At 55.7% G+C, this 24571-nt stretch carries 24 protein-coding genes and 5 tRNA genes; 20 read left to right on the plus strand and 9 right to left on the minus strand.

Features of this window, described 5'->3' with window-relative positions; all coding sequences use genetic code 11:
* Nucleotide 1: 1 nt before the first annotated feature.
* On the plus strand, nucleotides 2–1024 hold the full coding sequence (locus AM410_RS12275; protein ID WP_063213980.1) for a HoxN/HupN/NixA family nickel/cobalt transporter: 1023 nt from the start codon (nucleotides 2–4) through the stop codon (nucleotides 1022–1024).
* A gap of 121 nt (nucleotides 1025–1145) precedes the next feature.
* Here AM410_RS12275 and norW read toward each other — a convergent pair whose 3' ends face one another.
* A complete protein-coding gene (norW, locus tag AM410_RS12280) occupies nucleotides 1146–2279 on the minus strand; it encodes an NADH:flavorubredoxin reductase NorW (protein ID WP_108647884.1) in 1134 nt (377 codons plus the stop codon).
* The gene (norV, locus tag AM410_RS12285) at nucleotides 2276–3715 is read right to left on the minus strand and encodes an anaerobic nitric oxide reductase flavorubredoxin (protein ID WP_073396505.1); all 1440 of its coding nucleotides are present in this window, start codon (nucleotides 3713–3715) and stop codon (nucleotides 2276–2278) included. The genes norW and norV overlap by 4 nt, the downstream gene beginning before the upstream one ends.
* A gap of 187 nt (nucleotides 3716–3902) precedes the next feature.
* Here norV and norR point away from each other — a divergent pair, with 187 nt between their 5' ends.
* The gene (gene norR / locus AM410_RS12290) at nucleotides 3903–5417 is read left to right on the plus strand and encodes a nitric oxide reductase transcriptional regulator NorR (RefSeq protein WP_041162991.1); all 1515 of its coding nucleotides are present in this window, start codon (nucleotides 3903–3905) and stop codon (nucleotides 5415–5417) included.
* Here the strand turns inward: norR and gutQ are convergent.
* The 7 genes from gutQ to srlA all read right to left on the minus strand — a co-directional run bounded on the left by gutQ (nucleotide 5414) and on the right by srlA (nucleotide 10319).
* Nucleotides 5414–6379 carry an arabinose-5-phosphate isomerase GutQ gene (gutQ, locus tag AM410_RS12295; RefSeq protein WP_020883846.1) on the minus strand — a complete coding sequence of 322 codons (966 nt, stop codon included), beginning with the start codon at nucleotides 6377–6379 and terminating at the stop codon, nucleotides 5414–5416. The two genes, norR and gutQ, sit on opposite strands and share 4 nt — an antisense overlap.
* Nucleotides 6372–7145: a glucitol operon DNA-binding transcriptional repressor SrlR gene (gene srlR, locus AM410_RS12300; protein WP_014171348.1), complete on the minus strand. Its 774-nt coding sequence runs from the start codon at nucleotides 7143–7145 to the stop codon at nucleotides 6372–6374. Before srlR ends, gutQ begins: the two co-directional genes overlap by 8 nt.
* A gap of 63 nt (nucleotides 7146–7208) precedes the next feature.
* Complete coding sequence (gene gutM / locus AM410_RS12305; protein ID WP_073396506.1) at nucleotides 7209–7568, minus strand: transcriptional regulator GutM; 360 nt, start codon at nucleotides 7566–7568, stop codon at nucleotides 7209–7211.
* A 61-nt stretch (nucleotides 7569–7629) separates the two neighbouring features.
* Entirely contained in the window at nucleotides 7630–8409 is a 780-nt protein-coding gene (gene srlD, locus AM410_RS12310; protein ID WP_014171346.1) for a sorbitol-6-phosphate dehydrogenase, read from the minus strand.
* Between the two features lie 15 nt (nucleotides 8410–8424).
* Nucleotides 8425–8787 (minus strand): PTS glucitol/sorbitol transporter subunit IIA, encoded by a 363-nt coding sequence (gene srlB, locus AM410_RS12315; protein ID WP_073396507.1) that lies wholly within the window; start codon nucleotides 8785–8787, stop codon nucleotides 8425–8427.
* A 12-nt stretch (nucleotides 8788–8799) separates the two neighbouring features.
* Nucleotides 8800–9759 (minus strand): PTS glucitol/sorbitol transporter subunit IIB, encoded by a 960-nt coding sequence (gene srlE, locus AM410_RS12320; protein ID WP_014171344.1) that lies wholly within the window; start codon nucleotides 9757–9759, stop codon nucleotides 8800–8802.
* Complete coding sequence (srlA, locus tag AM410_RS12325) at nucleotides 9756–10319, minus strand: PTS glucitol/sorbitol transporter subunit IIC (RefSeq protein ID WP_108647885.1); 564 nt, start codon at nucleotides 10317–10319, stop codon at nucleotides 9756–9758. Before srlA ends, srlE begins: the two co-directional genes overlap by 4 nt.
* Before the next feature lie 274 nt (nucleotides 10320–10593).
* Here srlA and mltB point away from each other — a divergent pair, with 274 nt between their 5' ends.
* From mltB to luxS, 18 genes are all read left to right on the plus strand, one after another.
* Nucleotides 10594–11694 (plus strand): lytic murein transglycosylase B, encoded by a 1101-nt coding sequence (gene mltB / locus AM410_RS12330; protein WP_025203388.1) that lies wholly within the window; start codon nucleotides 10594–10596, stop codon nucleotides 11692–11694.
* 248 nt (nucleotides 11695–11942) lie between these two features.
* On the plus strand, nucleotides 11943–12596 hold the full coding sequence (locus tag AM410_RS12335; protein ID WP_073396508.1) for a metal ABC transporter ATP-binding protein: 654 nt from the start codon (nucleotides 11943–11945) through the stop codon (nucleotides 12594–12596).
* Nucleotides 12593–13453, plus strand: a complete 861-nt coding sequence (locus tag AM410_RS12340) for a metal ABC transporter permease (RefSeq protein ID WP_025203390.1) — start codon at nucleotides 12593–12595, stop codon at nucleotides 13451–13453. The genes AM410_RS12335 and AM410_RS12340 overlap by 4 nt, the downstream gene beginning before the upstream one ends.
* A 14-nt stretch (nucleotides 13454–13467) precedes the next feature.
* A complete protein-coding gene (locus AM410_RS12345) occupies nucleotides 13468–14346 on the plus strand; it encodes a metal ABC transporter substrate-binding protein (protein WP_020883853.1) in 879 nt (292 codons plus the stop codon).
* A 130-nt stretch (nucleotides 14347–14476) separates the two neighbouring features.
* Complete coding sequence (gene pncC / locus AM410_RS12350; RefSeq protein WP_020883854.1) at nucleotides 14477–14974, plus strand: nicotinamide-nucleotide amidase; 498 nt, start codon at nucleotides 14477–14479, stop codon at nucleotides 14972–14974.
* A gap of 89 nt (nucleotides 14975–15063) precedes the next feature.
* Nucleotides 15064–16122: a recombinase RecA gene (gene recA / locus AM410_RS12355; RefSeq protein WP_020883855.1), complete on the plus strand. Its 1059-nt coding sequence runs from the start codon at nucleotides 15064–15066 to the stop codon at nucleotides 16120–16122.
* 68 nt (nucleotides 16123–16190) lie between these two features.
* Nucleotides 16191–16691 (plus strand): recombination regulator RecX, encoded by a 501-nt coding sequence (recX, locus tag AM410_RS12360; protein ID WP_014171334.1) that lies wholly within the window; start codon nucleotides 16191–16193, stop codon nucleotides 16689–16691.
* 131 nt (nucleotides 16692–16822) lie between these two features.
* A complete protein-coding gene (alaS, locus tag AM410_RS12365) occupies nucleotides 16823–19450 on the plus strand; it encodes an alanine--tRNA ligase (protein ID WP_025203392.1) in 2628 nt (875 codons plus the stop codon).
* Between the two features lie 241 nt (nucleotides 19451–19691).
* Entirely contained in the window at nucleotides 19692–19877 is a 186-nt protein-coding gene (gene csrA / locus AM410_RS12370) for a carbon storage regulator CsrA (RefSeq protein WP_000906486.1), read from the plus strand.
* Nucleotides 19878–20220: 343 nt separating this feature from the next.
* Nucleotides 20221–20313 (plus strand) — tRNA-Ser (locus tag AM410_RS12375).
* A gap of 4 nt (nucleotides 20314–20317) precedes the next feature.
* Nucleotides 20318–20394: transfer RNA gene (locus AM410_RS12380), tRNA-Arg, on the plus strand.
* 64 nt (nucleotides 20395–20458) lie between these two features.
* Nucleotides 20459–20535 (plus strand) — tRNA-Arg (locus tag AM410_RS12385).
* A gap of 161 nt (nucleotides 20536–20696) precedes the next feature.
* A tRNA-Arg gene (locus AM410_RS12390) sits at nucleotides 20697–20773 on the plus strand.
* A 158-nt stretch (nucleotides 20774–20931) separates the two neighbouring features.
* Nucleotides 20932–21008, plus strand: a tRNA-Arg gene (locus tag AM410_RS12395).
* A gap of 264 nt (nucleotides 21009–21272) precedes the next feature.
* Nucleotides 21273–21839 (plus strand): fructose-1-phosphate/6-phosphogluconate phosphatase, encoded by a 567-nt coding sequence (gene yqaB, locus AM410_RS12400; protein ID WP_014171331.1) that lies wholly within the window; start codon nucleotides 21273–21275, stop codon nucleotides 21837–21839.
* Nucleotides 21836–22264 carry a YqaA family protein gene (locus AM410_RS12405; RefSeq protein ID WP_032678833.1) on the plus strand — a complete coding sequence of 143 codons (429 nt, stop codon included), beginning with the start codon at nucleotides 21836–21838 and terminating at the stop codon, nucleotides 22262–22264. The genes yqaB and AM410_RS12405 overlap by 4 nt, the downstream gene beginning before the upstream one ends.
* A gap of 83 nt (nucleotides 22265–22347) precedes the next feature.
* Nucleotides 22348–23892: a glutamate--cysteine ligase gene (gshA, locus tag AM410_RS12410; protein ID WP_014171329.1), complete on the plus strand. Its 1545-nt coding sequence runs from the start codon at nucleotides 22348–22350 to the stop codon at nucleotides 23890–23892.
* Between the two features lie 152 nt (nucleotides 23893–24044).
* A complete protein-coding gene (gene luxS / locus AM410_RS12415) occupies nucleotides 24045–24560 on the plus strand; it encodes an S-ribosylhomocysteine lyase (protein WP_008499539.1) in 516 nt (171 codons plus the stop codon).
* Nucleotides 24561–24571: the final 11 nt, after the last annotated feature.

A 24571-nucleotide genomic window follows, 5' to 3' on the forward strand; every position in this document is an offset into this window, starting at 1 on the left:
AATGTTACGACTCTTACGCAATGAACCCCGCGCGGCGTTTCTGCTGCTGGCTCTGGTAATGGCTAATCTTCTGGCATGGGGCTGGGCATGGCAAACCTTCAGCGGCAGTACGGCGCTGATGGCCGCCAGCCTGCTGGCCTGGTGTTATGGACTCCGTCATGCGGTGGATGCCGACCACATCGCGGCCATTGATACCGTCACGCGTAAGATGATGCAGCAGGGTAAACGCCCTTCCGGCGTGGGGGCGTGGTTCTCTCTGGGACACTCCACCATTGTGGTGCTGGCCTCCATTGCCATTGCGGCCACCGCCACGGCGTTTCAGAAGAATATGGCATGGTTTCATGAAACCGGCAGCCTGATTGGCACCGCCGTTTCTGCAACGTTTCTGCTGGCGATGGCGCTGGTCAATCTGGTGATTTTGCGCGGCGTGTGGCGTAATTTTCAGGCGCTGAAGAACGGTCAGGTCACGCGTGACGACATCACGCTTCCGGCATCAGGCGGAGTCATGAACTGGCTGTTTGGCGCAACGTTCCGCCTGGTGAACAAGAGCTGGCAGATGTACCTGGTCGGTTTCCTGTTTGGTCTGGGGTTTGATACCGCGACGGAAATCGGTGTGCTTGGGATTTCGGCCGCCAGCGCGTCAAACGGGATGTCAGTCTGGTCCATCATGATCTTCCCGGCGCTGTTTGCCAGCGGTATGGCGCTGGTCGATACCCTCGACAATCTGCTGATGGTCGGTGCTTACGGCTGGGCGTTTAATAAGCCGCAGCGCAAGCTTTACTACAACATGACCATCACCGGCACCTCCGTGGTGGTGGCGCTGTTTATCGGCGGGCTGGAAGCTCTGGGTCTGTTGATGGATAAATTTGCCCTCAGCGGAGGCTTCTGGGATCGCATTGGCGCAGTTAATGACAACCTCGGTAACGCCGGGTTCGTGGTGGTCGGGCTGTTCGTTGCCTGCTGGCTGATTTCCATGATCAACTATCGCTGGCGCGGCTACGATGCGCTTGTCGTGCGTTCCTGACGCGGCGTCTGAACATCATTGTCGTTATCTGGCTAAACGACGTTGAAAAAAAAGCCCCGGGACATCGGGGCTGTGGACCATAAAATCCAAAGGTTACGTTAGCGTGGCAGGCGAATCAGCGTTAAGCGGGTAATGATTTCAGCAGAGCGAAAGCCTCTTTCATCCGGTCTTCGCTCACTACAAAGGCGCGCATCTGTCCTTCGCTGTCGCACCCACGAGCCACCATTCCCTGAGGTTCAATGGTGAGTTGCCAGTGCAGGTCCGGACGCTCGGTTTCGCCTGCCAGGTGCAGCGGGAGCGCTGGCGTTTTTACTTTTACCAGCATGGCGGGTAATTTCAGTGGCGCACTGCCGCCAGACAGGTTTTTCGCGAGGTACATGGCGCTCAGTTGAATGGGCTGCAGGAAGGGCAGGACCTGTCCGTTAATTTCAGCGCAGTCACCCAGGGCGTAAATATCGGGCTGCGTGGTTTGCAGGTAGCTGTCTACCTTCACGCCACGGCCTGTTTCCGCGCCGGCGCGATGCGCCAGCGCCGTTTCCGGACGCAGGCCCGTGGCGGCAACCACCACATCCACCTCAACGCTGCGGCTGCGGTCGAGCGTTGCATGAATCCCACTCCCGGTTTTCTTCAGGCTTTGCAGCTGGGATTTCAGCAGCAGATGTACGCCCATATCGGTCAGACGATGCTGTAAGCGACTACTTACTTCTGCAGGCATCAGCGCCGACAAAATGCTTGCCGCATGGTCGACCAGGGTGACGGATTTACCCGCCCGGTTAAAATCCATCGCCAGCTCTGTGCCAATCAACCCTGCGCCGACAATCATCACCCGCTTCGCGTCACGCAGCAGGGTTTCACTGGCCTGATACGCCTGCTGGCTGTTGAGGGTGATCATCAGTTCCCGGCCTTTCACCGGCGGGACAAAAGCAGACGCCCCTGTCGCCAGTACCAGCTTGTCGTATTGCCAGGTTTTGTCTTTTGCTTTCACCACATGGGCGGCGGCGTCGATATCGGTTATCCAGGTGTGCGGAAATAACCGCAGACTAAACTGTTCCGCGAACGCCCCTGCGGTCTGGCGGGTGAGGTCTTCGGCTCGCTGATTCTGGCTGATAACGTGGCTTAAATCAGGCTTGTTGTACTCGTCCATGCTGTCGGCGGCAATGAGCGTCAACGGCACGCTGGCGTCTTGCTTGCGAATGTTTTTCACCAGCTGGCGGGCGGCAAAGCCCGAGCCGATGATAACGATACCGTGGTTCATTGTGCCTCCGTTGCCAGTTCGCCAAAGACCTCTTTTCCCAGGGAACATTCCGGGCAGAGGAAATTGTCCGGCACGTCGCACCAGGGGGTACCGGGGGCAACATCCTGCAGCGGCTCGCCCTGTGCCGGGTCGTAAATCCACTGGCAGACGCTGCACTGCATGCGAGGGCCAACGTCAGCGACCGCTGTGGCGCAGGCTTGCTGCGGCGCGGGGTTTTTAGCGTTCATGTCGGGGAGCGGCGCGAGCGCCCACTGACGCGCAATGTCACGGCCATGCTGGCGACACAATTCAAGCGCGTCGATGTCCGGACGCCATTTCGCCTTCAGGCTCATGGACATCTCAAAACCGGCGTCCTGCAAACGCGTGGAGAGCCGGTCTACTGCGCCGCCGCTCCAGCCGTGGGAGCCAAATGCGCTGGCCCGTTTATTACGAAAGCGCAGGCCGGTCATCTCTTCCACAAGGCCTGCAATTTTCGGCATCATCACGTTGTTCATCGTGGAGGTGCCCACCAGCACGCCCTTGGAGCGGAAGACGTTGGTCAGGATCTCGTTTTTATCGCTACGCGCCACGTTGAAGATTTTCACCGCCACGTTCGGGTCGACTTCGTTAATACCCTGCGCAATGGCGTCCGCCATCATGCGGGTGTTATTAGACATGGTGTCGTAGAAAAGCGTGATACGGTCTTCCTGATAATCCGCGGCCCATTTGAGGTACAGCTCCACGATCTGGGTGGGGTTTTCGCGCCACACCACGCCGTGAGAGGTGGCTATCATATCCACGGGCAGGTTAAAGCCGAGGATTTCGGTGATTTTTGGCGTCACCAGACGGCTGAACGGCGTCAGGATATTGGCGTAGTAGCGCTGACACTGTTCGAATAGCTCAGTTTGATCCACTTCGTCGTTAAACAGGCGCTCGTCACAATAGTGCTGGCCGAAGGCATCGTTGCTGAACAGCACCGCATCGCCGGTCATGTAGGTCATCATACTGTCGGGCCAATGCAGCATCGGGGTTTCAACGAAGATCAGCTGTTTGCCGTTGCCGATATCCAGCGTGTCGCCGGTTTTGACGGTGTGGAAATTCCACTCCGGGTGGTGGTGATGGCCGTTAATCGAGTCGATGGCGTTGGTGGTGCAGTAAATCGGGGTGTCGGGAATGCAGGACATTAACTCGGTCAGCGCCCCGGCATGATCCTCTTCCGCATGGTTAATGATGATGTAGTCGATATCCGCAAGATCGATTTCACTGCGCAGATTTTGCACGAACTCCCGGCTGAATTTGTGATCGACGGTATCGATGAGCACGTTTTTGCCTTCACGGATGAGATAGCTGTTGTAGCTGCTGCCGCGCAGCGTTTTGTACTCCGTTCCGTGGAAGTCACGCACTTCCCAGTCACGTTGGCCAACCCAATGAATGTTATTTTTAACCAGAATAGACATAGCAACCTCAATTAATACGGCGTTTTTCAAATAAGATGACTAGCCTTTATCAAGTTGCGTGCCAGTTTTTCATGTTGCTGTTTTTTAAGGTTTTTAAATTTTATTACTCGTAATGGGTAGTCAATATGACTATCTGATTTATGGTCATTGTGACAATATGAATGGTCAAAATGACAGTGAGGCGCAGATGAGCTTTTCCGTGGACGTACTGGCAAAAATTGCCATTGAACTGCAAACCGGTATCGGTCATCAGGACCGTTTTCAGAGGCTGATTTCGACGCTGCGCCACGTGCTGGCGTGCGATGCGTCGGCACTGCTGCGCTACGACGCCCGGCAGTTTATTCCGCTGGCTATCGACGGGCTGGCGCAGGACGTTCTTGGGCGACGCTTCTCCCTGGAAGGCCATCCGCGTCTGGAAACCATCGCCCGGGCCGGTGACGTGGTGCGCTTTCCGGCGGACAGTGATTTGCCCGACCCTTACGACGGGCTGATCCCGGGGCAGGAGAGCCTGAAAGTTCATGCCTGTATCGGTCTGCCGCTGTTTGCCGGACAAAACCTGATTGGGGCATTAACCCTCGACGGCCTGTCGCCGGATCAGTTCGACACCTTTAGCGATGAAGAGCTGCGGCTGATTGCCGCGCTGGCCGCCGGTGCGCTGAATAACGCGCTACTGATCGAACAGCTGGAGAGCCAGAACATCCTTCCCGGCAGCCCGTCGGCGTTTGAACCGGTGGCACACACGGAGATGATTGGGCTGTCACCGGGGATGGTGCAGCTAAAAAAAGAGATCGATATCGTGGCGGCCTCGGATTTAAACGTGCTGATTTTCGGGGAAACCGGCACCGGTAAAGAGCTGGTGGCGAAGGGCATCCACGAAGCCTCGCCGCGCGCGGTCAACCCGCTGGTGTACCTCAACTGCGCCGCGCTGCCGGAAAGCGTGGCGGAAAGTGAGCTGTTTGGTCACGTCAAAGGGGCGTTTACCGGGGCGATCAGCAACCGCAGCGGCAAATTCGAAATGGCGGATAACGGCACGTTGTTCCTCGATGAAATTGGCGAACTGTCGCTGTCGCTTCAGGCCAAACTGCTGCGCGTCCTGCAGTACGGCGATATTCAGCGCGTCGGCGACGATCGCAGCCTGAGAGTCAACGTGCGTGTGCTGGCGGCAACCAACCGTGACCTGCGCGAAGAGGTGTTGGCCGGGAATTTCCGCGCTGACCTGTACCATCGTCTGAGCGTGTTTCCGCTTACCGTGCCGCCGCTACGCGAGCGCGGCGACGATGTGGTGCTGCTGGCGGGGTTTTTCTGCGAGCAATGTCGGTTACGAATGGGGCTTTCCCGCGTGGTATTAAGCCCCGGCGCGCGAGCCCATCTGATGCGCTACGGCTGGCCGGGTAACGTACGCGAACTGGAACATGCGATTCACCGCGCCGTGGTGCTGGCGCGGGCGACACGTTCGGGAGATGAGGTGGTGATCCACGCGCGGCATTTCGCATTGCGCGATGATACCGCTTCGTTCGTTACGCCTGCCACGCCGGAAATGGCCCATGAGAACCTGCGGGACGCAACGGAAGCGTTTCAGCGTCAGACTATCGCCCGCGCGCTGGAGCAGAATAACCGCAGCTGGGCGGCGTGCGCGCGAGCGCTGGAAATGGACGTCGCCAACCTGCACCGGCTGGCGAAACGTCTGGGACTCAAAGGTTAAATAATCCCGGCCTGGTAGAAATCCTGCAGGTTGATGGCGCCGCACAGCTTGCCGTGCTCATCCACCACCGGCGCGGCGGTGATTTTGCGTTTCATCAGCACCTCTTTGGCTTCGATGGCGCGGCTCTCGGCGTTCAGGGTCAGCCCGCCCCGGGTCATCGCTTCCGAAACCTGGGATTCCAGCTTGCCGCCGCCCACCAGCCAGCGGCGCAGGTCGCCGTCGGTAAACACGCCTTTAACGCTACCGGTTTCATCGCACACCGCTACCAGACCCAGCCCGGTGCGGCTCAGTTCCAGCATCGCATCCATTACGCTGGTGTTGAGTTTGACCTGCGGAATGGCCTCGTCGGTCCGCATCAGATGATGAACTTTATTGAGCAGTCGCGCACCGAGCGCGCCCGCCGGGTGCGAGCGGGCAAAATCTTCTTCGTTAAAGCCGCGTGCCTGCATTACCGCCATTGCCAGCGCGTCGCCCATCATCAGCGTATTCACGGTGCTGGAGGTGGGGGCGAGGTGCATCGGGCAGGCTTCGCGCTCAACGGAGATATCAAGCGTGGCCTTGGCCGCCAGTGCCAGCGGTGAGCGGGATTTACCGGTCATCGCCAGCAGCGCGACCGATTTTTCCTGCAGACGCGGGATGATGAGATCCAGCTCTTTGGCCGAACCGGAGTAGGAGATAAACAGCATCACGTCGCGGCTTTCAATCATCCCCAGATCGCCGTGCAGCGCTTCGGCCGGATGCACGAAGAACGCCGGTGTGCCGGTGCTGGCAAGCGTAGCGGCAATCTTTTTGCCGATATGACCGGACTTGCCGATCCCGGAGACCACCACTTTACCTTCGCACTGGATAATGGTGTTTGCCGCGCGCACAAAATCCTCGCCCAGACGTTCCGGCAGGCGGCTGGCTTCCTGCAGCTCCAGCATCAGGGTCTGGCGGCCTGCGTTTAACAGAAAATCACTCATCTCTCTCTCCGGTTACAATCACGTCGATCCCTTTCTCTTCCAGCGCTTTTTTGAACGCCGGGTCGATACCTGCGTCGGTAATGAGCTTATCGACGCTTTCAAGGCTGCAGACTATGTTGGGACTTTTACGGCCAAACTTCGACGAGTCTGCCATCAAAATCACTTCGCGCGCGGCGTTGCACATCGCTTTGCTGACGCTGAACACCTCGTTAAAGGTCGTCACGCCGGCGTTCAAATCGATACCGTCCGTGCCCATAAAGAGTTTATCAAAGCTGAAGTGTTCAAAGGCGTTTTCCGCCAGTTGACCGTGAAACGACGCAGATTTTTTACGGAACGTCCCGCCGGGCATCAGAATGGTTTGCTCGCTGTCGAACTCCGACAGGGCGTTGACGATGTGCAGACTGTTGGTCATCACCGTGATGTTGTTAAAGCGGCTGAGCATCGGGATCATCTGCAGCACAGTGCTGCCTGCATCAAGGATAATGGAGTCGCCATCATGGATAAATTTTACGGCGGCCTCGGCAATCAGCGCTTTCTGGTGAGTATTGATCAGCGTTTTGTGATCGATAGGCGGGTCGGCTTCATCTTTGTTGAGCATCACGCCGCCGTAGGTTCGGATGACTGCACCAGAGTTTTCGAGCAATACCAGATCCTTTCGTATTGTCGTGCCGGTGGTGTCAAAGTAGTGGGCCAGTTCTTCTACCGAGCATTTTCCCTGCTTTTGCAGATGCTCCAGAATGGCCGCCTGACGCTGACGTGGTTTCATAGGCGCTCAATTCCTTAGGTTGCGAAATGATAATTTCGCAAGCTTATCGCGTTCACAACGAAATTATCCATGTTTCAGATTAAGCGCTAATGATAGAGCATTCTGACAGAGCGAATCATGGGGAAAGATCACATCGGGTTGTAATTCCTGCAGCGATATCCCGTTAATCGCCTGGATTTTCGCCGGGCGGGCAAAAACGGTCATCCCGCGCATGATGAGGGAATCGCAGACCCTATTGTGTTCGTCCAGCGCAATGGCAACCACCACGCGCGGTTTGAAACGCCCGCCGGAACGCCCGACACCCACGCGCCCTTTCTGACACAGGGCATCAAACGCGCGGTTAAACTGGCAGATTTGCCAGCCGCCAAAGATCAGCTGGCACATCCAGGCGATGGCGGCGACGGTAATGAATGCGGTAACCATACGAGCTCCTTGTTGTTCCCTCTCCCGAAGGAGAGGGGGATACGGGCATCAGCGTGTTCGATCAGAACATCACCTGCCCGCCGGTGACATTAATGGACTGCCCGGTGCAGTAAGAGGCTTTGGGGCTGGCATAAAACAGCAGCATGTTCAGCACGTCCTGATAATCGCAGCCGCGCTTCAGCGGCACTTTGTCGATGTAATACTGCTCCACTTCCTCCTCTTTCAGCCCGAGCTTGGTGGCATATTGCGGCAGCAGGGACTGGAACATCGGCGATTTCAGCAGGTTGCCCAGCATCAGCGAGTGAACGGTAATGCCATATTCGGCCAGATCGAGGGCCAGAGATTGCGTCAGCCCTACGCCGCCAAATTTCGCCGCGCTGTAACCGGAGTTGTGTTTGCTGCCCACTTTGCCCGATTTCGAGTTGATCTGGATGATGCGCCCCTGAATGCCATCGCGGATCATCAGACGGGAAAACTCGCGTGCGCAGAGGAAATAGCCCACCAGGTTAACCTGCAGGGAGCGGTCGAAATCCCCCAGTTCGAAATCGCTGATAAAGGCCGCTTTGGCTATCCCTGCGCTGTATACCAGCAGGTCGGTACGGCCAAAAATCTCGTCCACGCCGCGGGCCAGCGCCATCACGCTCTGCTCGCTGGTGGCATCAGCACCAAATCCGTAGGCCATCCCTTCACCCAATTCGGTGTTGATGGTGTCCGCCACGCGTGCGGCTTTTTCACTCTGAATATCCACTACCGCCACGCGGTAACCCTCTGCAGCAAGCCCACGGCAGAGGAACTCGCCTAAGGTTTGTCCCCCACCAATGACAACGGCAACCTGACTCATATCTTTCTCCTTAAATTACGCAACAAACTTCAACGTGCAGCCTGGGGTGACAGCCTGCGGAACCGGGCCATCCACATGAACCGTACCGGGATATTCCGCCTGCGGCTGGCCATCAAAACGCAGGGTGATATGGCCGAGCTCCCGCAGGTTTTGTCCGGCCACGTCGCCGACGGCGGTCACGGCGTAGCGCGCGTCGCCCAACTCCAGCTGGCTCCCGGCCTTCAGCTCGCCGTTCATCTCGCCGTGACAGTGGATAAAGCAAAACTCTTCGATATCCGCGGGCGCACCTTCGCGGAAGGTAATCAGCATCTGGTCGCTGAGCGCATCGGCCGCGCTCTGACCAATGCGGGTGATGGTGGTCTGGTAAATTACGGTCATCACAGGAACCTCTTATTGGTAAATAAAGCCGGAGACAAACCAGGCAATCAGCACCGTCGGTGCGCCGGTCAGGAAACGGCTGACCAGTACAGACGGCACGCCAACGCGCACGGTGTCCTGGCGCGCTTCCGCCAGCGACAGCCCGACAGGAATGAAATCACACGCCGCCTGGGCGTTAATGGCAAACAGGGCGGGCAGAGCCAGATGCGGGGGAATGTTGCCAAGGCCAATCTGCACGCCAATCAGCACGCCGATAACCTGCGCGATGACCGCGCCTGGGCCGAGAAACGGCGACAGCAGCGGGAAGGAGCAGATAAGCGCCAGCGTCACCAGCCCGAGCGGGTGGCTCGCCAGCGGGGCGAGGCCATGGGCAATCCAGTCGCCAAGACCCGAGGCCATGATGATGCCGATCAGCGCCGAAACGAATGCCATAAACGGCAGAATGGTTTTCAGCACCGTGTCGATGGTGTCGCGCCCGGACTGGAACAGCACGGCCACGGCAGAGCCCATCCCCATTCCGACTTTTGCCAGCAGGCCGTCACTCTGTTCGGTGATTTTTTTACTCGTGTCGTAATCACGCGGGGCCGCTTTCTGAGGGGCAGCAGACCCTTGTGCCAGGTGAATGTTTTCCTCCTTCACGCCGGAGACGTAAATGTCCTCCAGGATGTACTGCGCCAGCGGACCTGATTTACCGGTGGAATGGATATTCACGGTAGGAATACGCCGCTTGGGGTAGATGCCGCAGCGCAGCGTGCCGCCGCAGTCAATCACCGCCACGCCAATTTCCGCTTCAGGCGGTTCGCCCTCTTTGAAGCCGTCGACCGCTTCCCAGCCGGTCAGCTCACGCAGTTTGTCGACAATGGCCGGACGTGTGCCTGCGGTGATATAGACGATTTTTTTGCCTTCAGTGGCGTCGAATTCCAGCGGGCCGCCCCAGCCGCCCGTTCCTTTTTCAATGCGAATACGGCTCATGCTGCGGCTCCTGAAAGATGGACTTTCTGTTCAAGCTGGATACCCATGTTCTTCTCGAAAATGGCGGTGGTGAGGTCCGTGACCCAGCCGCGGAAAAAGTTGGTGACCAGACCGACCAGCAGATAACTCACCGCCAGCGGACCGAGCGGCAGGCCAAGCGTGGTCAGGCCGCTGGCAATGCCCAGATAGACAAACAGCTCGCCGGGGTTGATATGCGGGAACAGGCCATTCATGGAGTGGCAGCTGTAGGAGGCTGCGGCGTAATAGCTGGGCTTGTATTTTTCAGGCATAAAGCGGCCGAGGCTCAGCGTCATCGGGTTGCAAAAAACAAACGTGCCGATGAAGGGCAGAACCAGGTAACGGGACAGCGGATTGCCGGCGCAGCGCTGGGCAAAGCGTTCAATGCGTTGCTGGCCGATAAAGTTAATCAGCGCGTTCATTATGACCAGCAGGCTAATCAGCAGGGGCAGGATCCCGGTCACCATGCCGGTGAACACTTCTCCGCCTTTCTGAAACAGCCCGATGAACCACTCGGCGCCGTGGGTGATGGTTTCTATCATTCTTCTCTCCTGTGGGGCTTTTTTGTTTTTGTATAACCGAGGCTAATAATAATCACTTTGAAAGGTTTTAAAGTGTTAATTAGATCTCACAATGAAAGAAAAATGGATTATTTTGAAAGTTAATTGACGGTGGGAGTCTTGGGTGGACGAAAATTGCACAGATTTGCGATGGGGTGCGTAAAGATTTGGTGGGGGAGGTGCGTACCACTTCCTTGAGGTGTTGCGGATGCTTTACCATACTGGGTTCTTATCGAACCCGTTAAATGGATGTCACATGTTCAAGCGTCGTTATGCAGCGTTATTACCTGCGCTTATTCTGCTGTCTGCCTGTAGTAGCAAACCCAAGACCGAAGCCGTGCAGCAAACGGCTGGCGCGCCTTCCGGAGGATTCCTGCTGGAGCCGCAGCATAATATGATGCAGATGGGCGGCGACTTTGCGAATAACCCGGCGGCCGAGCAGTTCATCGATAAAATGGTGAGCAAACACGGTTTTGACCGCCAGCAACTGCATGAAATTCTGTCGCAGGCGAAGCGACTGGATTATGTTCTGCGTTTGATGGATCGCCAGGCACCGACGGCTCAGGTACCGACCGGGCCAAATGGCGCATGGCTGCGTTATCGCAAACAGTTTATTACGCCGGATAACGTGCAAAATGGCGTGGTCTTCTGGAACCAATATGAAGATGCGCTGAACCGTGCGTGGCAGGTGTATGGCGTACCGCCTGAAATCATCGTCGGGATTATCGGCGTGGAAACCCGCTGGGGCCGCGTGATGGGCAAAACCCGTATCCTCGATGCGCTGGCGACGCTCTCCTTCAACTACCCGCGTCGCGCTGAATATTTCTCGTCTGAACTGGAAACCTTCCTGCTGATGGCGCGCAATGAACAAGATGACCCGTTAGATCTCAAAGGCTCGTTTGCCGGTGCGATGGGCTACGGCCAGTTTATGCCGTCCTCCTATAAGCAATATGCCGTCGACTTTAACGGAGATGGTCATATCAACCTGTGGGATCCGGTGGATGCCATCGGCAGCGTGGCGAACTACTTTAAAGCGCACGGCTGGGTGCCGGGCGGTCAGGTGGCGGTGCAGGCTAACGGCCAGGCTCCAGGGCTTGAGAACGGCTTTAAAACCAACTACAGCGTTTCGCAGCTGGCCGCTGCAGGCTTAACGCCAACGCAGCCGCTGGGAAATACGCAACAGGCGAGCCTGCTGCGTCTGGATGTCGGTACGGGTTATCAGTACTGGTACGGGCTGCCTAACTTCTACACCATCACCCGCTATAACCACAGCACCCACTATGCGATGGCCGTATGGCAACTGGGGCTGGCGGTGTCACAGGCGCGCGTGCCTGCCGCGTCGCCGTTCAGTCAGTAACGCTTGATGTTCAACCCTCTTCCGCCGGGAGAGGGTTGGGCTGATATCCAGAAACATTTCGCCACACTCCCGTTAATCTCCGCTCATTTACATCCGCATCATCTTTCATTATTGTTATGTTATAACATTTAATGCGGTGATGAGATGTCTACTTCCTTTTTTTCTCTGTCTGCGCCGGTCCGGCTTCTGATGGCGCTGGCGCTGATTGTCTTTATCGGACTGGCCGCGTGCTGGGCGGTGGCATTGCCATGATTGTGATGAATCAACTCACGGCGGGTTACGACCGCGAGCCGGTCGCGCGTCCTCTGTCCGGTGTGATTGAATGCGGGAGCATGACCGCCATCCTCGGGGCCAACGGCTGCGGTAAATCAACGCTTCTGAAAACCCTCGCCGGGTTTATCCCGCCGGTAAGCGGCCGTTTTCACTGGCAGAAAAAACGCCCGGTAATGGGCTGGCTGGCACAGCGTCATGCCCTGGAGGCGCAATTTCCGCTAACCGTGCAGGATGTGGTCAGCATGGGCTGCTGGCCTGAAGCGTCGCTTTTTTCTGGCCTTCGCCGTGAAATGCGGCTGCGCATTGCCGGTGCGCTTGAGCGGGTGGGGCTTGGAACGATGGCGCTAACGACCATTGATGAACTCTCCGGCGGTCAGTTTCAGCGCATGCTGTTCGCGCGGGTATTAGTGCAGCAGGCACCGCTGGTCATGCTCGATGAGCCCTTTACCGGCGTTGATGAAGCCACCTGCAATGTGCTGATGGACCTGATGCTGGAAATGTATATGCAGGGGCAAACGGTGCTTGCGGTGCTGCACGACAGCGAGCGTGTATCGCGCCACTTCCCGCAGACGTTACGGCTGGACGCTGACATTCCCCAGTGGAAAACCGAGCGGGTGAGGGTGGCATGATCTGGCATATCTTTTTTCAGCCTTTTATTGAGTATGGCTTTATGCGCCGCGCGCTGGTGGTTTGCCTGGCGTTGTCCGTCAGTACCACTGCTCTGGGCGTTTTCCTTCAGCTGCGCCGGATGAGTCTGATGGGCGATGCCCTCTCTCACGCCATTTTACCCGGCGTCGCGGTGGGGTATTTGCTCAGCGGTATGTCGCTGCTGGCCATGAGCGTGGGAGGCTTTATTGCCGGTATTACCGTGGCGCTGGTGGCCGGGCTGGTCAGCCGTCGAACGCCGCTTAAAGAGGACGCCAGTTTTGCCGGGTTCTATCTTGGTTCGCTGGCGCTGGGCGTCACGCTGGTATCACTGCGCGGTTCGAACGTCGATCTTCTGCACCTGTTGTTTGGCTCCATCCTGGCGGTGGATAACGATGCCGCGCTGTTTGTGGCAGGCGTTTGCATGTTCACCCTTATCACGCTGGCGATTTTCTACCGTGGGCTGGTGACCGAGGCCTTTGACACCGCCTGGCTGCAGGTAAACGCCCGCCATGTTCCCGGCTTATTACACGGCCTGTTTCTGGCGCTGCTGGTGCTTAACCTCGTTGCCGGTTTTCAGGTGCTTGGCACGTTGATGGCGGTCGGGCTGATGATGCTCCCTGCGGTAGCGGCACGCTGCTGGGCACGCACCTTACCCGGACTGCTATTGATGGCGGGTATCAGCGGTATTTTCTGCGCGTGGCTCGGACTCAGTCTCTCCTGGGCCGCCAGCCTGCCCGCGGGGCCATCCATCGTGCTTACCGCCAGCGCGCTGTTCTTTATTTCCATTTTATTTGGCACGCGCAGCAGGCTGGCTGGCAGCCTGCGTGCGCTTTTTTAACGCAAGGGGAAACGATGAAACGTACGGGATTCGTAGTGGCGCTCGCGCTAGGGATGATGTCGCAAACGGTGATGGCGAAAACGCTCAATGTGGTGACCAGCTTTTCCATTCTGGGGGATATGACCCGGGAGGTGGGCGGTGACCATGTGAACGTCACGACGCTGGTAGGGCCGGACGGCGATCCGCATACCTTCGAGCCCTCGCCAAAAGATAGCGCGGCGCTAAGCAAGGCAGATGTTGTGGTGGTCAATGGTCTGGGACTGGAAGGGTGGCTGGATCGTCTGGTGAAAGCCTCCGGGTTCAAAGGCCAGCTGGTGGTGGCGTCGCGTGGTGTGCAGACGCATACCCTCGAAGAAGAGGGCAAAACCGTCACTGACCCGCACGCCTGGAACAGCGCGGCGAACGGGGCGCTGTACGCGCAAAATATTCTCAACGGGCTGGTGAAAGCCGACCCAGAAGATAAAACCGCACTGGAAGCGACCGGAAAACCGTACATCGCGCAGCTTAAGCAGCTGGATAGCTGGGCCAAAACGCGTTTTAGCCAGATCCCGCTGGTGAAACGTAAAGTGCTGACCAGTCATGACGCGTTCGGCTATTTCAGCCGCGCCTACGGGGTGACGTTTATGGCGCCCCAGGGGTTGTCATCAGAGAGCGAGGCCAGCGCGGCACAGGTCGCTGAGATCATTAATCAGATTAAAGCGGACGGCGTGAAAACCTGGTTTATGGAAAACCAGCTCGACCCGCGGCTGGTTAAACAGATTGCTACAGCTACCGGCGCGCAGCCGGGAGGCGAGCTTTACCCGGAAGCGCTCTCGGCAAAAGGGGGCGTGGCAGAGACCTACGTTAAGGCGTTCCGCCACAATGTGGATACCCTCGCTGACAGCATGAAATAATCCTCGCCACCGCCGGTGCGCTCGCATCGGCTTTTTTCTGAAGCCCCCTCGTAAATCCCGCAGCGCATCCCCATATCTGACGAGAAAGTGCTATCTTGTGCTGCATGTTTTTCTAAGGCCTGGAGCGAGAATGACTGACCATGAATTGATGCAGCTTAGCGAAGTGGTAGGGCTGGCGCTTAAGCAACGCGGGGCGACCCTCACCACCGCGGAGTCCTGCACCGGCGGCTGGGTGGCGAAAGCGATTACCGATATTGCCGGCAGTTCCGCCTGGTTTGAACGTGGTTTTGTGACCTACAGTAATGAAGCTAAAGCGCAAATGATCGGCGTGCGGGAATCTACGCTCGAACAGCATGGCGCGGTCAGCGAGCCGGTGGTGATTGAGATGGCTATTGGTGCGCTCAAAGAGGCGCGCGCGGATTATGCAATATCGATTAGCGGCATCGCGGGCCCGGACGGGGGCAGTGACGTGAAGCCTGTCGGCACCGTCTGGTTTGGTTTTGCTACCGCCAGAGGAGAAGGGATCACCCGCCGGGAGTGCTTTAGCGGCGATCGCGAAAGCGTGCGTCGTCAGGCAACCGTTTATGCATTAAAAACGCTCTGGCAACAATTTCTACAAAATACTTGATACTGTATGACCATACAGTATAATTGCACCAACAGAACAGAAATCCACGGTGAAGCACAGTCGCTTCTCCCGGCATGACAGGAGTAATAATGGCTATCGACGAAAACAAACAGAAAGCGTTGGCGGCAGCACTGGGCCAGATCGAAAAGCAATTCGGTAAAGGCTCCATCATGCGCCTGGGTGAAGACCGTTCCATGGATGTGGAAACTATCTCCACCGGTTCGCTTTCTCTGGATATCGCGCTGGGCGCTGGCGGCCTGCCAATGGGCCGTATCGTAGAAATCTACGGGCCCGAGTCCTCAGGTAAAACAACCCTGACGCTGCAGGTTATCGCTGCGGCACAGCGTGAAGGTAAAACCTGTGCGTTTATCGATGCCGAGCACGCGCTGGACCCTGTTTATGCTCGTAAGCTGGGCGTTGATATCGACAACCTGCTGTGTTCTCAGCCGGACACCGGTGAGCAGGCGCTGGAAATTTGTGACGCGCTGGCCCGTTCCGGTGCGGTTGACGTTATCGTGGTCGACTCCGTTGCTGCTCTGACGCCAAAAGCTGAAATCGAAGGCGAAATTGGTGACTCTCACATGGGCCTCGCGGCACGTATGATGAGCCAGGCAATGCGTAAGCTGGCCGGTAACCTGAAGCAGTCCAACACGCTGCTGATCTTCATCAACCAGATCCGTATGAAAATTGGTGTGATGTTCGGTAACCCGGAAACCACTACCGGTGGTAACGCGCTGAAATTCTACGCGTCTGTCCGTCTGGATATCCGCCGTATCGGCGCGGTGAAAGAAGGTGAAAACGTGGTGGGTAGCGAAACCCGCGTGAAGGTTGTGAAGAACAAAATCGCAGCGCCGTTCAAACAGGCTGAATTCCAGATCCTCTACGGTGAAGGTATCAACTTCTACGGCGAACTGGTTGACCTGGGCGTGAAAGAGAAGCTGATTGAAAAAGCGGGCGCATGGTACAGCTACAACGGCGACAAGATTGGTCAGGGTAAAGCAAATGCAATCTCCTGGCTGAAAGAGAACCCGGCTGCGGCGAAAGAAATTGAGAAGAAAGTGCGTGAGCTTCTGCTGAACAACCAGGACGGTACGCCTGATTTCGTGGTGGATAACGCGGGTGCTGAAGAAACCAACGAAGATTTCTAATTCTCTCGTTTAAAGATGAAGGGCTGCTAATGCGGCCCTTTTTGCATTTCTGAATCAGCAGGTTTTTTATGAGTGAATCGACTTCACGCCGCCCTGCCTATGCACGCTTACTGGACCGTGCGGTGCGCATTCTTGCCGTCCGTGACCACAGCGAACAGGAGTTGCGGCGAAAACTGTCGGCCCCCGTAATGAGTAAAAACGGGCCGGAAGAGATTGATGCGACTGCGGAAGATTACGACCGCGTCATTGCCTGGTGCTATGAGCACCGCTATCTGGATGACGAGCGTTTCGCTTCCCGGTTTCTTGCCAGCCGTGGCCGCAAAGGATATGGCCCCGCGCGTATCCGCCAGGAGCTGAACCAGAAAGGGGTCGCCCGTGAAACCATTGAAAAGGCCATGCGCGAATGCGACACAGACTGGTGCGCGCTGGCAAAAGAACAGGCCATTCGCAAGTACGGCGAACCCTTGCCACGTGAATTTTCAGAAAAAGTTAAAATCCAGCGCTTTTTGCTCTACCGCGGCTTTCTGATGGAAGATATTCAGGATATCTGGCGTAATTTTGCGGATTGAACGCATGCGGGATTTTACTTCCCACTAAAGAAAACTTATCTTATTCCCACTTTTTCCAGTAGCTGGTCTGTCCAACGTTTTACCGATACAGGCTTGCTACGACATTTCGTTAGCTTGATTTCAGGATAATTATGAGCAAGAGCACCGCTGAGATCCGTCAGGCGTTTCTCGATTTTTTCCATAGTAAGGGACATCAGGTAGTTGCCAGCAGCTCCCTGGTACCGAACAACGATCCGACTCTGCTGTTTACCAACGCCGGGATGAACCAGTTCAAGGATGTGTTCCTTGGTCTCGACAAACGTAATTATTCCCGCGCCACAACCTCACAGCGTTGCGTGCGTGCGGGCGGTAAACACAACGACCTGGAAAACGTCGGTTACACCGCGCGTCACCACACGTTCTTCGAAATGCTGGGTAACTTCAGCTTCGGCGACTATTTCAAACACGATGCCATTCAATATGCGTGGGAACTGCTGACCGGTGAAAACTGGTTCAACCTGCCGAAAGATCGTCTGTGGGTTACCGTCTATGAAACCGATGACGAAGCCTACGAAATCTGGGAAAAAGAGGTTGGTATCCCGCGCGAGCGTATTATTCGCATCGGCGATAACAAAGGCGCACCTTATGCGTCTGACAACTTCTGGCAGATGGGCGATACCGGTCCTTGCGGTCCGTGCACCGAGATCTTCTACGATCACGGCGACCACATCTGGGGTGGTCCTCCAGGCAGCCCGGAAGAAGACGGCGATCGCTACATTGAGATCTGGAACATCGTCTTCATGCAGTTCAACCGTCAGGCTGACGGTACGATGGAGCCGCTACCGAAACCGTCCGTTGATACCGGTATGGGTCTGGAGCGTATCGCGGCTGTTCTGCAGCACGTTAACTCCAACTACGAAATTGACCTGTTCAGCACCCTGATTAAAGCCGTTGCGCAAGTGACGGGTGCAACCGATCTGAACAACAAATCGCTGCGCGTTATTGCAGACCATATCCGTTCCTGCGCGTTCCTGATTGCCGACGGCGTGATCCCGTCGAATGAAAACCGTGGCTATGTGCTGCGTCGTATCATTCGTCGTGCTATCCGTCACGGCAACATGCTGGGCGCGAAGGACACCTTCTTCTATAAACTCGTTGGGCCACTGATTGGCGTGATGGGCGCAGCCGGTGATGAGCTGAAACGTCAGCAGGCGCAGGTTGAGCAGGTTCTGAAAACGGAAGAAGAGCAGTTTGCTCGTACTCTGGAGCGCGGACTGGCGCTGCTGGATGAAGAGCTGGCGAAACTTCAGGGCGATACGCTGGACGGCGAAACCGCTTTCCGCCTGTACGACACCTACGGTTTCCCGGTTGACCTGACGGCGGACGTTTGCCGTGAGCGCAACATCAAAGTGGACGAAGCAGGCTTTGAAGCCGCAATGGAAGAGCAGCGCCGCCGTGCGCGCGAGTCCAGCGGTTTTGGTGCTGACTACAACGCGATGATCCGCGTTGATGGCGCATCAGAATTCAAAGGCTACGAAAATCTGGAACTGACTGGCAAAGTGACCGCCCTGTTTGTTGACGGTAAAGCCGTAGACAGCATCAACGCGGGTCAGGATGCGGTTGTCATTCTGGACAAAACGCCGTTCTACGCGGAATCCGGCGGCCAGGTTGGCGATAAAGGCGAACTGAAAGGCAACGGTTTCAGCTTCAGCGTAAGCGACACGCAGAAATACGGTCAGGCGATTGGCCATCAGGGCAAACTGACTGCCGGTTCTCTGAAAGTGGGCGAGGGTGTTCAGGCGAACGTTGATGAAGCTCGTCGTGCGCGCATTCGTCTGAACCACTCAGCTACGCACCTGATGCACGCTGCCCTGCGTGAAGTTCTGGGAACGCACGTTGCACAGAAAGGTTCTCTGGTTAACGATAAAGTGCTGCGCTTCGACTTCTCTCATTTTGAAGCGATGAAGCCGTCTGAAATCCGCGCGGTGGAAGATCTGGTGAATGCGCAGATCCGTCGTAACCTGCCAATCGAAACCCATATCATGGATCTCGAGGCGGCGAAGAAGAAAGGCGCGATGGCACTGTTCGGCGAGAAATACGACGACCGCGTTCGCGTGCTGAGCATGGGCGACTTCTCGACTGAGCTCTGCGGCGGGACGCATGCCTCCCGTACCGGCGACATTGGTCTGTTCCGCATAGTTTCCGAATCAGGAACGGCGGCGGGCGTGCGTCGTATTGAAGCGGTAACCGGTGAAGGCGCGATTGCCAGCCTGCATGCGCAGAGCGATCAGCTGCACGATATCGCGCAGTTGTTGAAAGGTGATAGCCAGAACCTGGGCGAGAAAGTGCGCGTTGCGCTGGATCGTACGCGTCAGCTGGAAAAAGAGCTGCAGCAGCTGAAAGAGCAGGCTGCGGCGCAGGAGAGTGCAAACCTCTCCAGCAAAGCTGTAGACATTAAGGGTGTCAAACTGCTGGTCAGCGATCTGGCGGGCGTTGAGCCTAAGATGCTGCGTACTATGGTCGACGATCTGAAGAACCAGCTCGGTTCCACAGTTATCGTGCTGGCGACAGTGGCAGAAGGTAAGGTTTCTCTGATTGCGGGCGTCTCTAAGGATGTGACCGACCGCGTAAAAGCAGGGGAACTGATTGGTATGGTCGCCCAGCAGGTGGGCGGTAAGGGTGGCGGTCGTCCGGACATGGCGCAAGCCGGTGGTACGGATGCGGCGGCACTTCCTGCGGCATTGGCCAGTGTTGAAAGCTGGGTGAGCGCGAAACTGTAATAACTACAAAGCACAAGCAGACGCCATAGCGGTAACGTTATGGCGTCTTGTTCACTGCGCTATCGATAACGATAAAGTCAGGTTGAGTTTGTGTATATCGGCTAAACTTACGTTTAACAGAATGTGATGCCGTGACTGCTTACACTTTACGTGTTTGTCATCGCTTACTTTTTGGCGTTATATGATGGATAATGCCGGGATACAAGAGACCCGACTCTTTTAATCTTTCAAGGAGCAAAGAATGCTGATTCTGACTCGTCGAGTTGGTGAGACCCTCATGATTGGGGATGAGGTCACCGTGACAGTTTTAGGGGTAAAGGGTAACCAGGTACGTATTGGTGTAAACGCTCCTAAAGAAGTATCTGTCCACCGTGAAGAGATCTACCAGCGTATCCAGGCTGAAAAATCCCAGCAGTCCAGTTACTGATATTGTCGCGTCTCGCTGTCGGGCGAGACGCAACCTCTCCTGCCATTTTTCCTGCTTAAAGTTACCGTTTAATTTCAATCGCTCTGTTTTTAACCACTCTCTTACCCTTAACTCGCCTCAACATCACTATTCTGTCATCAGTTTTCTGAGAAGATGCCTGCAAAATCCGCTTATAAAACACCCTCTTTGCAGCTTTTGCATGCGAATTGCGTGTGATTTGTGCAAACGATAAAAGCTTTTGGAAAATTGTTTGACTTATAAGTCCCAGAAAGTAATATATGCGCCACGCAGCGACGAGAAGCTCTTAACGAGTTACTTGAAGCACTCGAAAGAGGCGTTGTGTGGTGAGGTGGCCGAGAGGCTGAAGGCGCTCCCCTGCTAAGGGAGTATGCGGTCAAAAGCTGCATCCGGGGTTCGAATCCCCGCCTCACCGCCATTTTGCATCCGTAGCTCAGCTGGATAGAGTACTCGGCTACGAACCGAGCGGTCGGAGGTTCGAATCCTCCCGGATGCACCATCTATTACTTCATATTGCTTTCGAAGTGATATGAATATCGAGTAGTACAATAGTAAATCCCGATGCATCCGTAGCTCAGCTGGATAGAGTACTCGGCTACGAACCGAGCGGTCGGAGGTTCGAATCCTCCCGGATGCACCATCTTCTCCGAGATAACAGCAAGGCTGTTGTTTCAAGGTCTGCGGGTTAGCCGCAAGCACCAGGGAGGATAACGTTGCTTTAGCAACGGCCCGAAGGGCGAGGCGCAGCCGAGTAATCCTCCCGGATGCACCATTTACTATTTCTGAAAGCAGTACCCTGATGCATCCGTAGCTCAGCTGGATAGAGTACTCGGCTACGAACCGAGCGGTCGGAGGTTCGAATCCTCCCGGATGCACCATCTTCTCCGAGATAACAGCAAGGTTGTTGTTTCAAGGTCTGCGGGTTAGCCGCAAGCACCAGGGAGGATAACGTTGCTTAGCAACGGCCCGAAGGGCGAGGCGCAGCCGAGTAATCCTCCCGGATGCACCATTTACTGTTTCAAAAGCATTTCCCGATGCATCCGTAGCTCAGCTGGATAGAGTACTCGGCTACGAACCGAGCGGTCGGAGGTTCGAATCCTCCCGGATGCACCATCTTCTCCGAGATAACAGCAAGGCTGTTGTTTCAAGGTCTGCGGGTTAGCCGCAAGCACCAGGGAAGATAACGTTGCTTAGCAACGGCCCGAAGGGCGAGGCGCAGCCGAGTAATCCTCCCGGATGCACCATCTTCTTTTCTGTACCACTCTCTTTCTCCCTGGTTATTCCTTCGACGTTCCGTCAGCAATCATTTCTCTTTGAGCGACAAAAACCACCGTTTACGATAAAGTAATGCTTTGTTAATCGTTTAGCGAGAGCACGATGTACGCACAGTATGACGGTTTGATCTTCGATATGGATGGCACTCTCCTGGATACCGAACCCACGCATCGTCAAGCCTGGACTGATGTCCTTGCTCGTTACGGTATGCGTTTCGATCTTCAGGCGATGATCGCCCTCAACGGAGCCCCAACCTGGCGTATAGCGCAGGCCGTGATTGAACGTAATCATGCCGATCTCGACCCGCACCTTCTGGCCCGTGAAAAAACCGATGCGGTAAAAGCGATGCTTTTAGATACCGTGCGCCCGTTACCGTTAATTGACGTCGTAAAAGCATGGCACGGGCGTCGTCCTATGTCCGTTGGCACGGGCAGTGAAAGCGCTATTGCGGAAGCGCTGCTCACCCATCTTGGCCTGCGCCATTATTTCTCTGCGGTGGTTGCCGCCGATCATGTTCAAAATCACAAGCCCGCACCGGACACCTTCCTGCGTTGTGCAGAATTGATGGGTGTGCCTGCGGTGAAATGTGTTGTGTTCGAAGATGCTGATTTTGGTATTCAGGCCGCGCGCGATGCCGGGATGGATGTTGTGGACGTCCGCTTACTGTGAGTGACGCGCTGTCACTTTTATCATTATTCGCCAGCAGTTTTTTAAGCGCCACGCTCTTGCCGGGAAATTCGGAAGTAGTGCTGGTAGCGATGCTGTTGTCTGGCGTGAGTCAGCCCTGGTTGCTCGTGTTAATAGCAACAATGGGTAATAGCTTTGGAGGGCTGACTAACGTTATTCTTGGGCGTTTCTTTCCGCTGCGTGAAAAATCGCGCTGGCAGGAAAAGGCAGTCGGCTGGCTAAAACGCTATGGCGCTGCCACGCTGTTATTAAGCTGGATGCCTGTAATAGGTGATTTACTGTGCCTGCTGGCGGGATGGATGCGCATCTCCTGGGGGCCAGTGCTCTTTTTTTTGTGCCTTGGCAAGGCGTTGCGCTATGTTCTCGTGGCATGGGCAACACTACAGGGTATGACGTGGTGGCACTAATTGGTGGAATGAATACGCGACCTTCAATCGTCAACCATTACAATTATGCTGAGTAACAATACTTTGACAGGCGGGAGGTCAATTTGATCCCGGACGTATCTCAGGCGCTGGCCTGGCTGGAAAATCACCCTCAGGCACTGAAGGGTATTCAGCGTGGTCTTGAGCGTGAAACGCTGCGCGTTAACGCGGACGGTAGCTTAGCGACAACGGGTCACCCGAAGGCGTTAGGCTCGGCGCTGACACATAAATGGATCACAACCGATTTCGCTGAAGCGCTGCTGGAATTCATCACGCCAGTGGATGGTGATATTGATCATATGCTAACGATTCTGCGCGACATCCATCGCTACACTGCCCGCAATCTGGGTGATGAGCGTATGTGGCCGCTCAGCATGCCGTGCTATATCGAACAAGGCCAGGAGATTGAACTGGCGCAATACGGCACGTCAAATATCGGTCAGCTGAAAACGCTCTATCGTGAGGGGCTGAAAAACCGCTACGGTGCGTTGATGCAGACCATTTCTGGCGTGCATTACAATTTCTCTTTACCCATGGCGTTCTGGCAGGCGAAGTGCGGCGAAACGGATAAAGACGCGATCTCCGCGGGTTATTTCCGCCTGATCCGCAACTACTATCGTTTTGGCTGGGTCATTCCGTATCTGTTTGGGGCATCGCCTGCGATATGCTCGTCATTCCTGCAGGGAAAACCGACCACGCTGCCGTTCGAGAAGACAGAGTGTGGAATGTACTATCTCCCGTACGCCACCTCCCTGCGTCTTAGCGATCTGGGTTATACCAATAAGTCGCAAAGCAATCTCGGTATTACGTTTAACGAATTGCACGAATATGTGGCAGGATTGAAGCGGGCGATCAAAACGCCGTCGGAAGAGTACGAGAAAATCGGCCTCGAAAAAGACGGTAAGCGCCTGCAGATCAACAGCAACGTGCTGCAGATTGAAAATGAACTGTACGCGCCTATTCGTCCGAAGCGCGTTACGCGCAGCGGTGAAACCCCGTCGGATGCACTGCAGCGCGGCGGGATTGAATACATAGAAGTGCGCTCGCTGGATATCAACCCGTTCTCACCCATCGGCGTTGATGAGCAGCAGGTTCGCTTCCTGGATCTGTTTATGGTCTGGTGCGTACTGGCGGATGCGCCGGAAATGAGTTCAGAGGAACTGCTCTGTACCCGTACCAACTGGAACCGCGTGATTCTGGAAGGGCGCAAGCCGGGTCTTACGCTGGGTATTGGCTGCGAGACAGCGCAGTTCCCGCTGACGAAAGTCGGCAAGGATCTGTTCCGTGACCTGAAGCGTGTTGCCCGAACCATGGACAGCATTGACGGTGGTGAAGCCTATCAGAACGTGTGCGACCAGCTGGTTGAATCGTTTGATAACCCGGAACTGACGTTCTCAGCGCGTATTCTGCGTTCTATGATTGATCAGGGTATTGGCGGCACCGGGCGTTCGCTCTCTGCGGAATACCGCGAGATGCTGAAGCAGGAGCCGTTAGAGATTCTGAGTGAAGCTGATTTTGTGGCAGAACGAGACGCGTCTGTCGTGCGTCAGAAAGAGGTTGAAGCGGCGGATACGGAGTCGTTTGAGGCGTTTCTGGCGAAACAGGCTTAACAGAAAAGAAAAAGGCCACATCGCTGTGGCCAAAATATACATCTCTGAATTCAGGGATGATGATAACAAATGCGCGTCTTTCATATACTCAGACGTGCATTTTGTAGAAGAGTTCAGTTTATTTTAAAAAAAATCACTATCGGAGGTGACGTATGCCGTTATTAGATAGCTTTACTGTCGACCATACCCGTATGGAAGCACCTGCAGTACGTGTGGCGAAGACCATGCACACCCCGCACGGCGACACGATCACCGTATTCGATCTGCGCTTCTGCGTGCCTAACAAAGAAGTGATGCCAGAGAAAGGCATTCACACCCTGGAGCACCTGTTTGCCGGGTTTATGCGCGACCACCTGAATGGTAATGGCGTGGAGATCATCGATATCTCTCCGATGGGTTGCCGTACCGGTTTCTACATGAGCCTGATTGGTCAGCCTGAAGAGAAACGCGTCGCGGATGCCTGGAAAGCGGCAATGGAAGATGTGCTGAAGGTGAAAGAGCAGAACCAGATCCCTGAGCTGAACGTATATCAGTGCGGAACTTACCAGATGCACTCTCTGGAAGAAGCCCAGGAGATCGCGCGTCATATCATCGAGCGTGACGTTCGCGTAAACAGCAACGAAGAGCTGGCGCTGCCAAAAGAAAAACTGCAGGAACTGCACATCTAGTGCACCTTTTC

Source organism: Enterobacter cloacae complex sp. FDA-CDC-AR_0164 (assembly GCF_003071645.1).
GTDB lineage: Bacteria > Pseudomonadota > Gammaproteobacteria > Enterobacterales > Enterobacteriaceae > Enterobacter > Enterobacter ludwigii.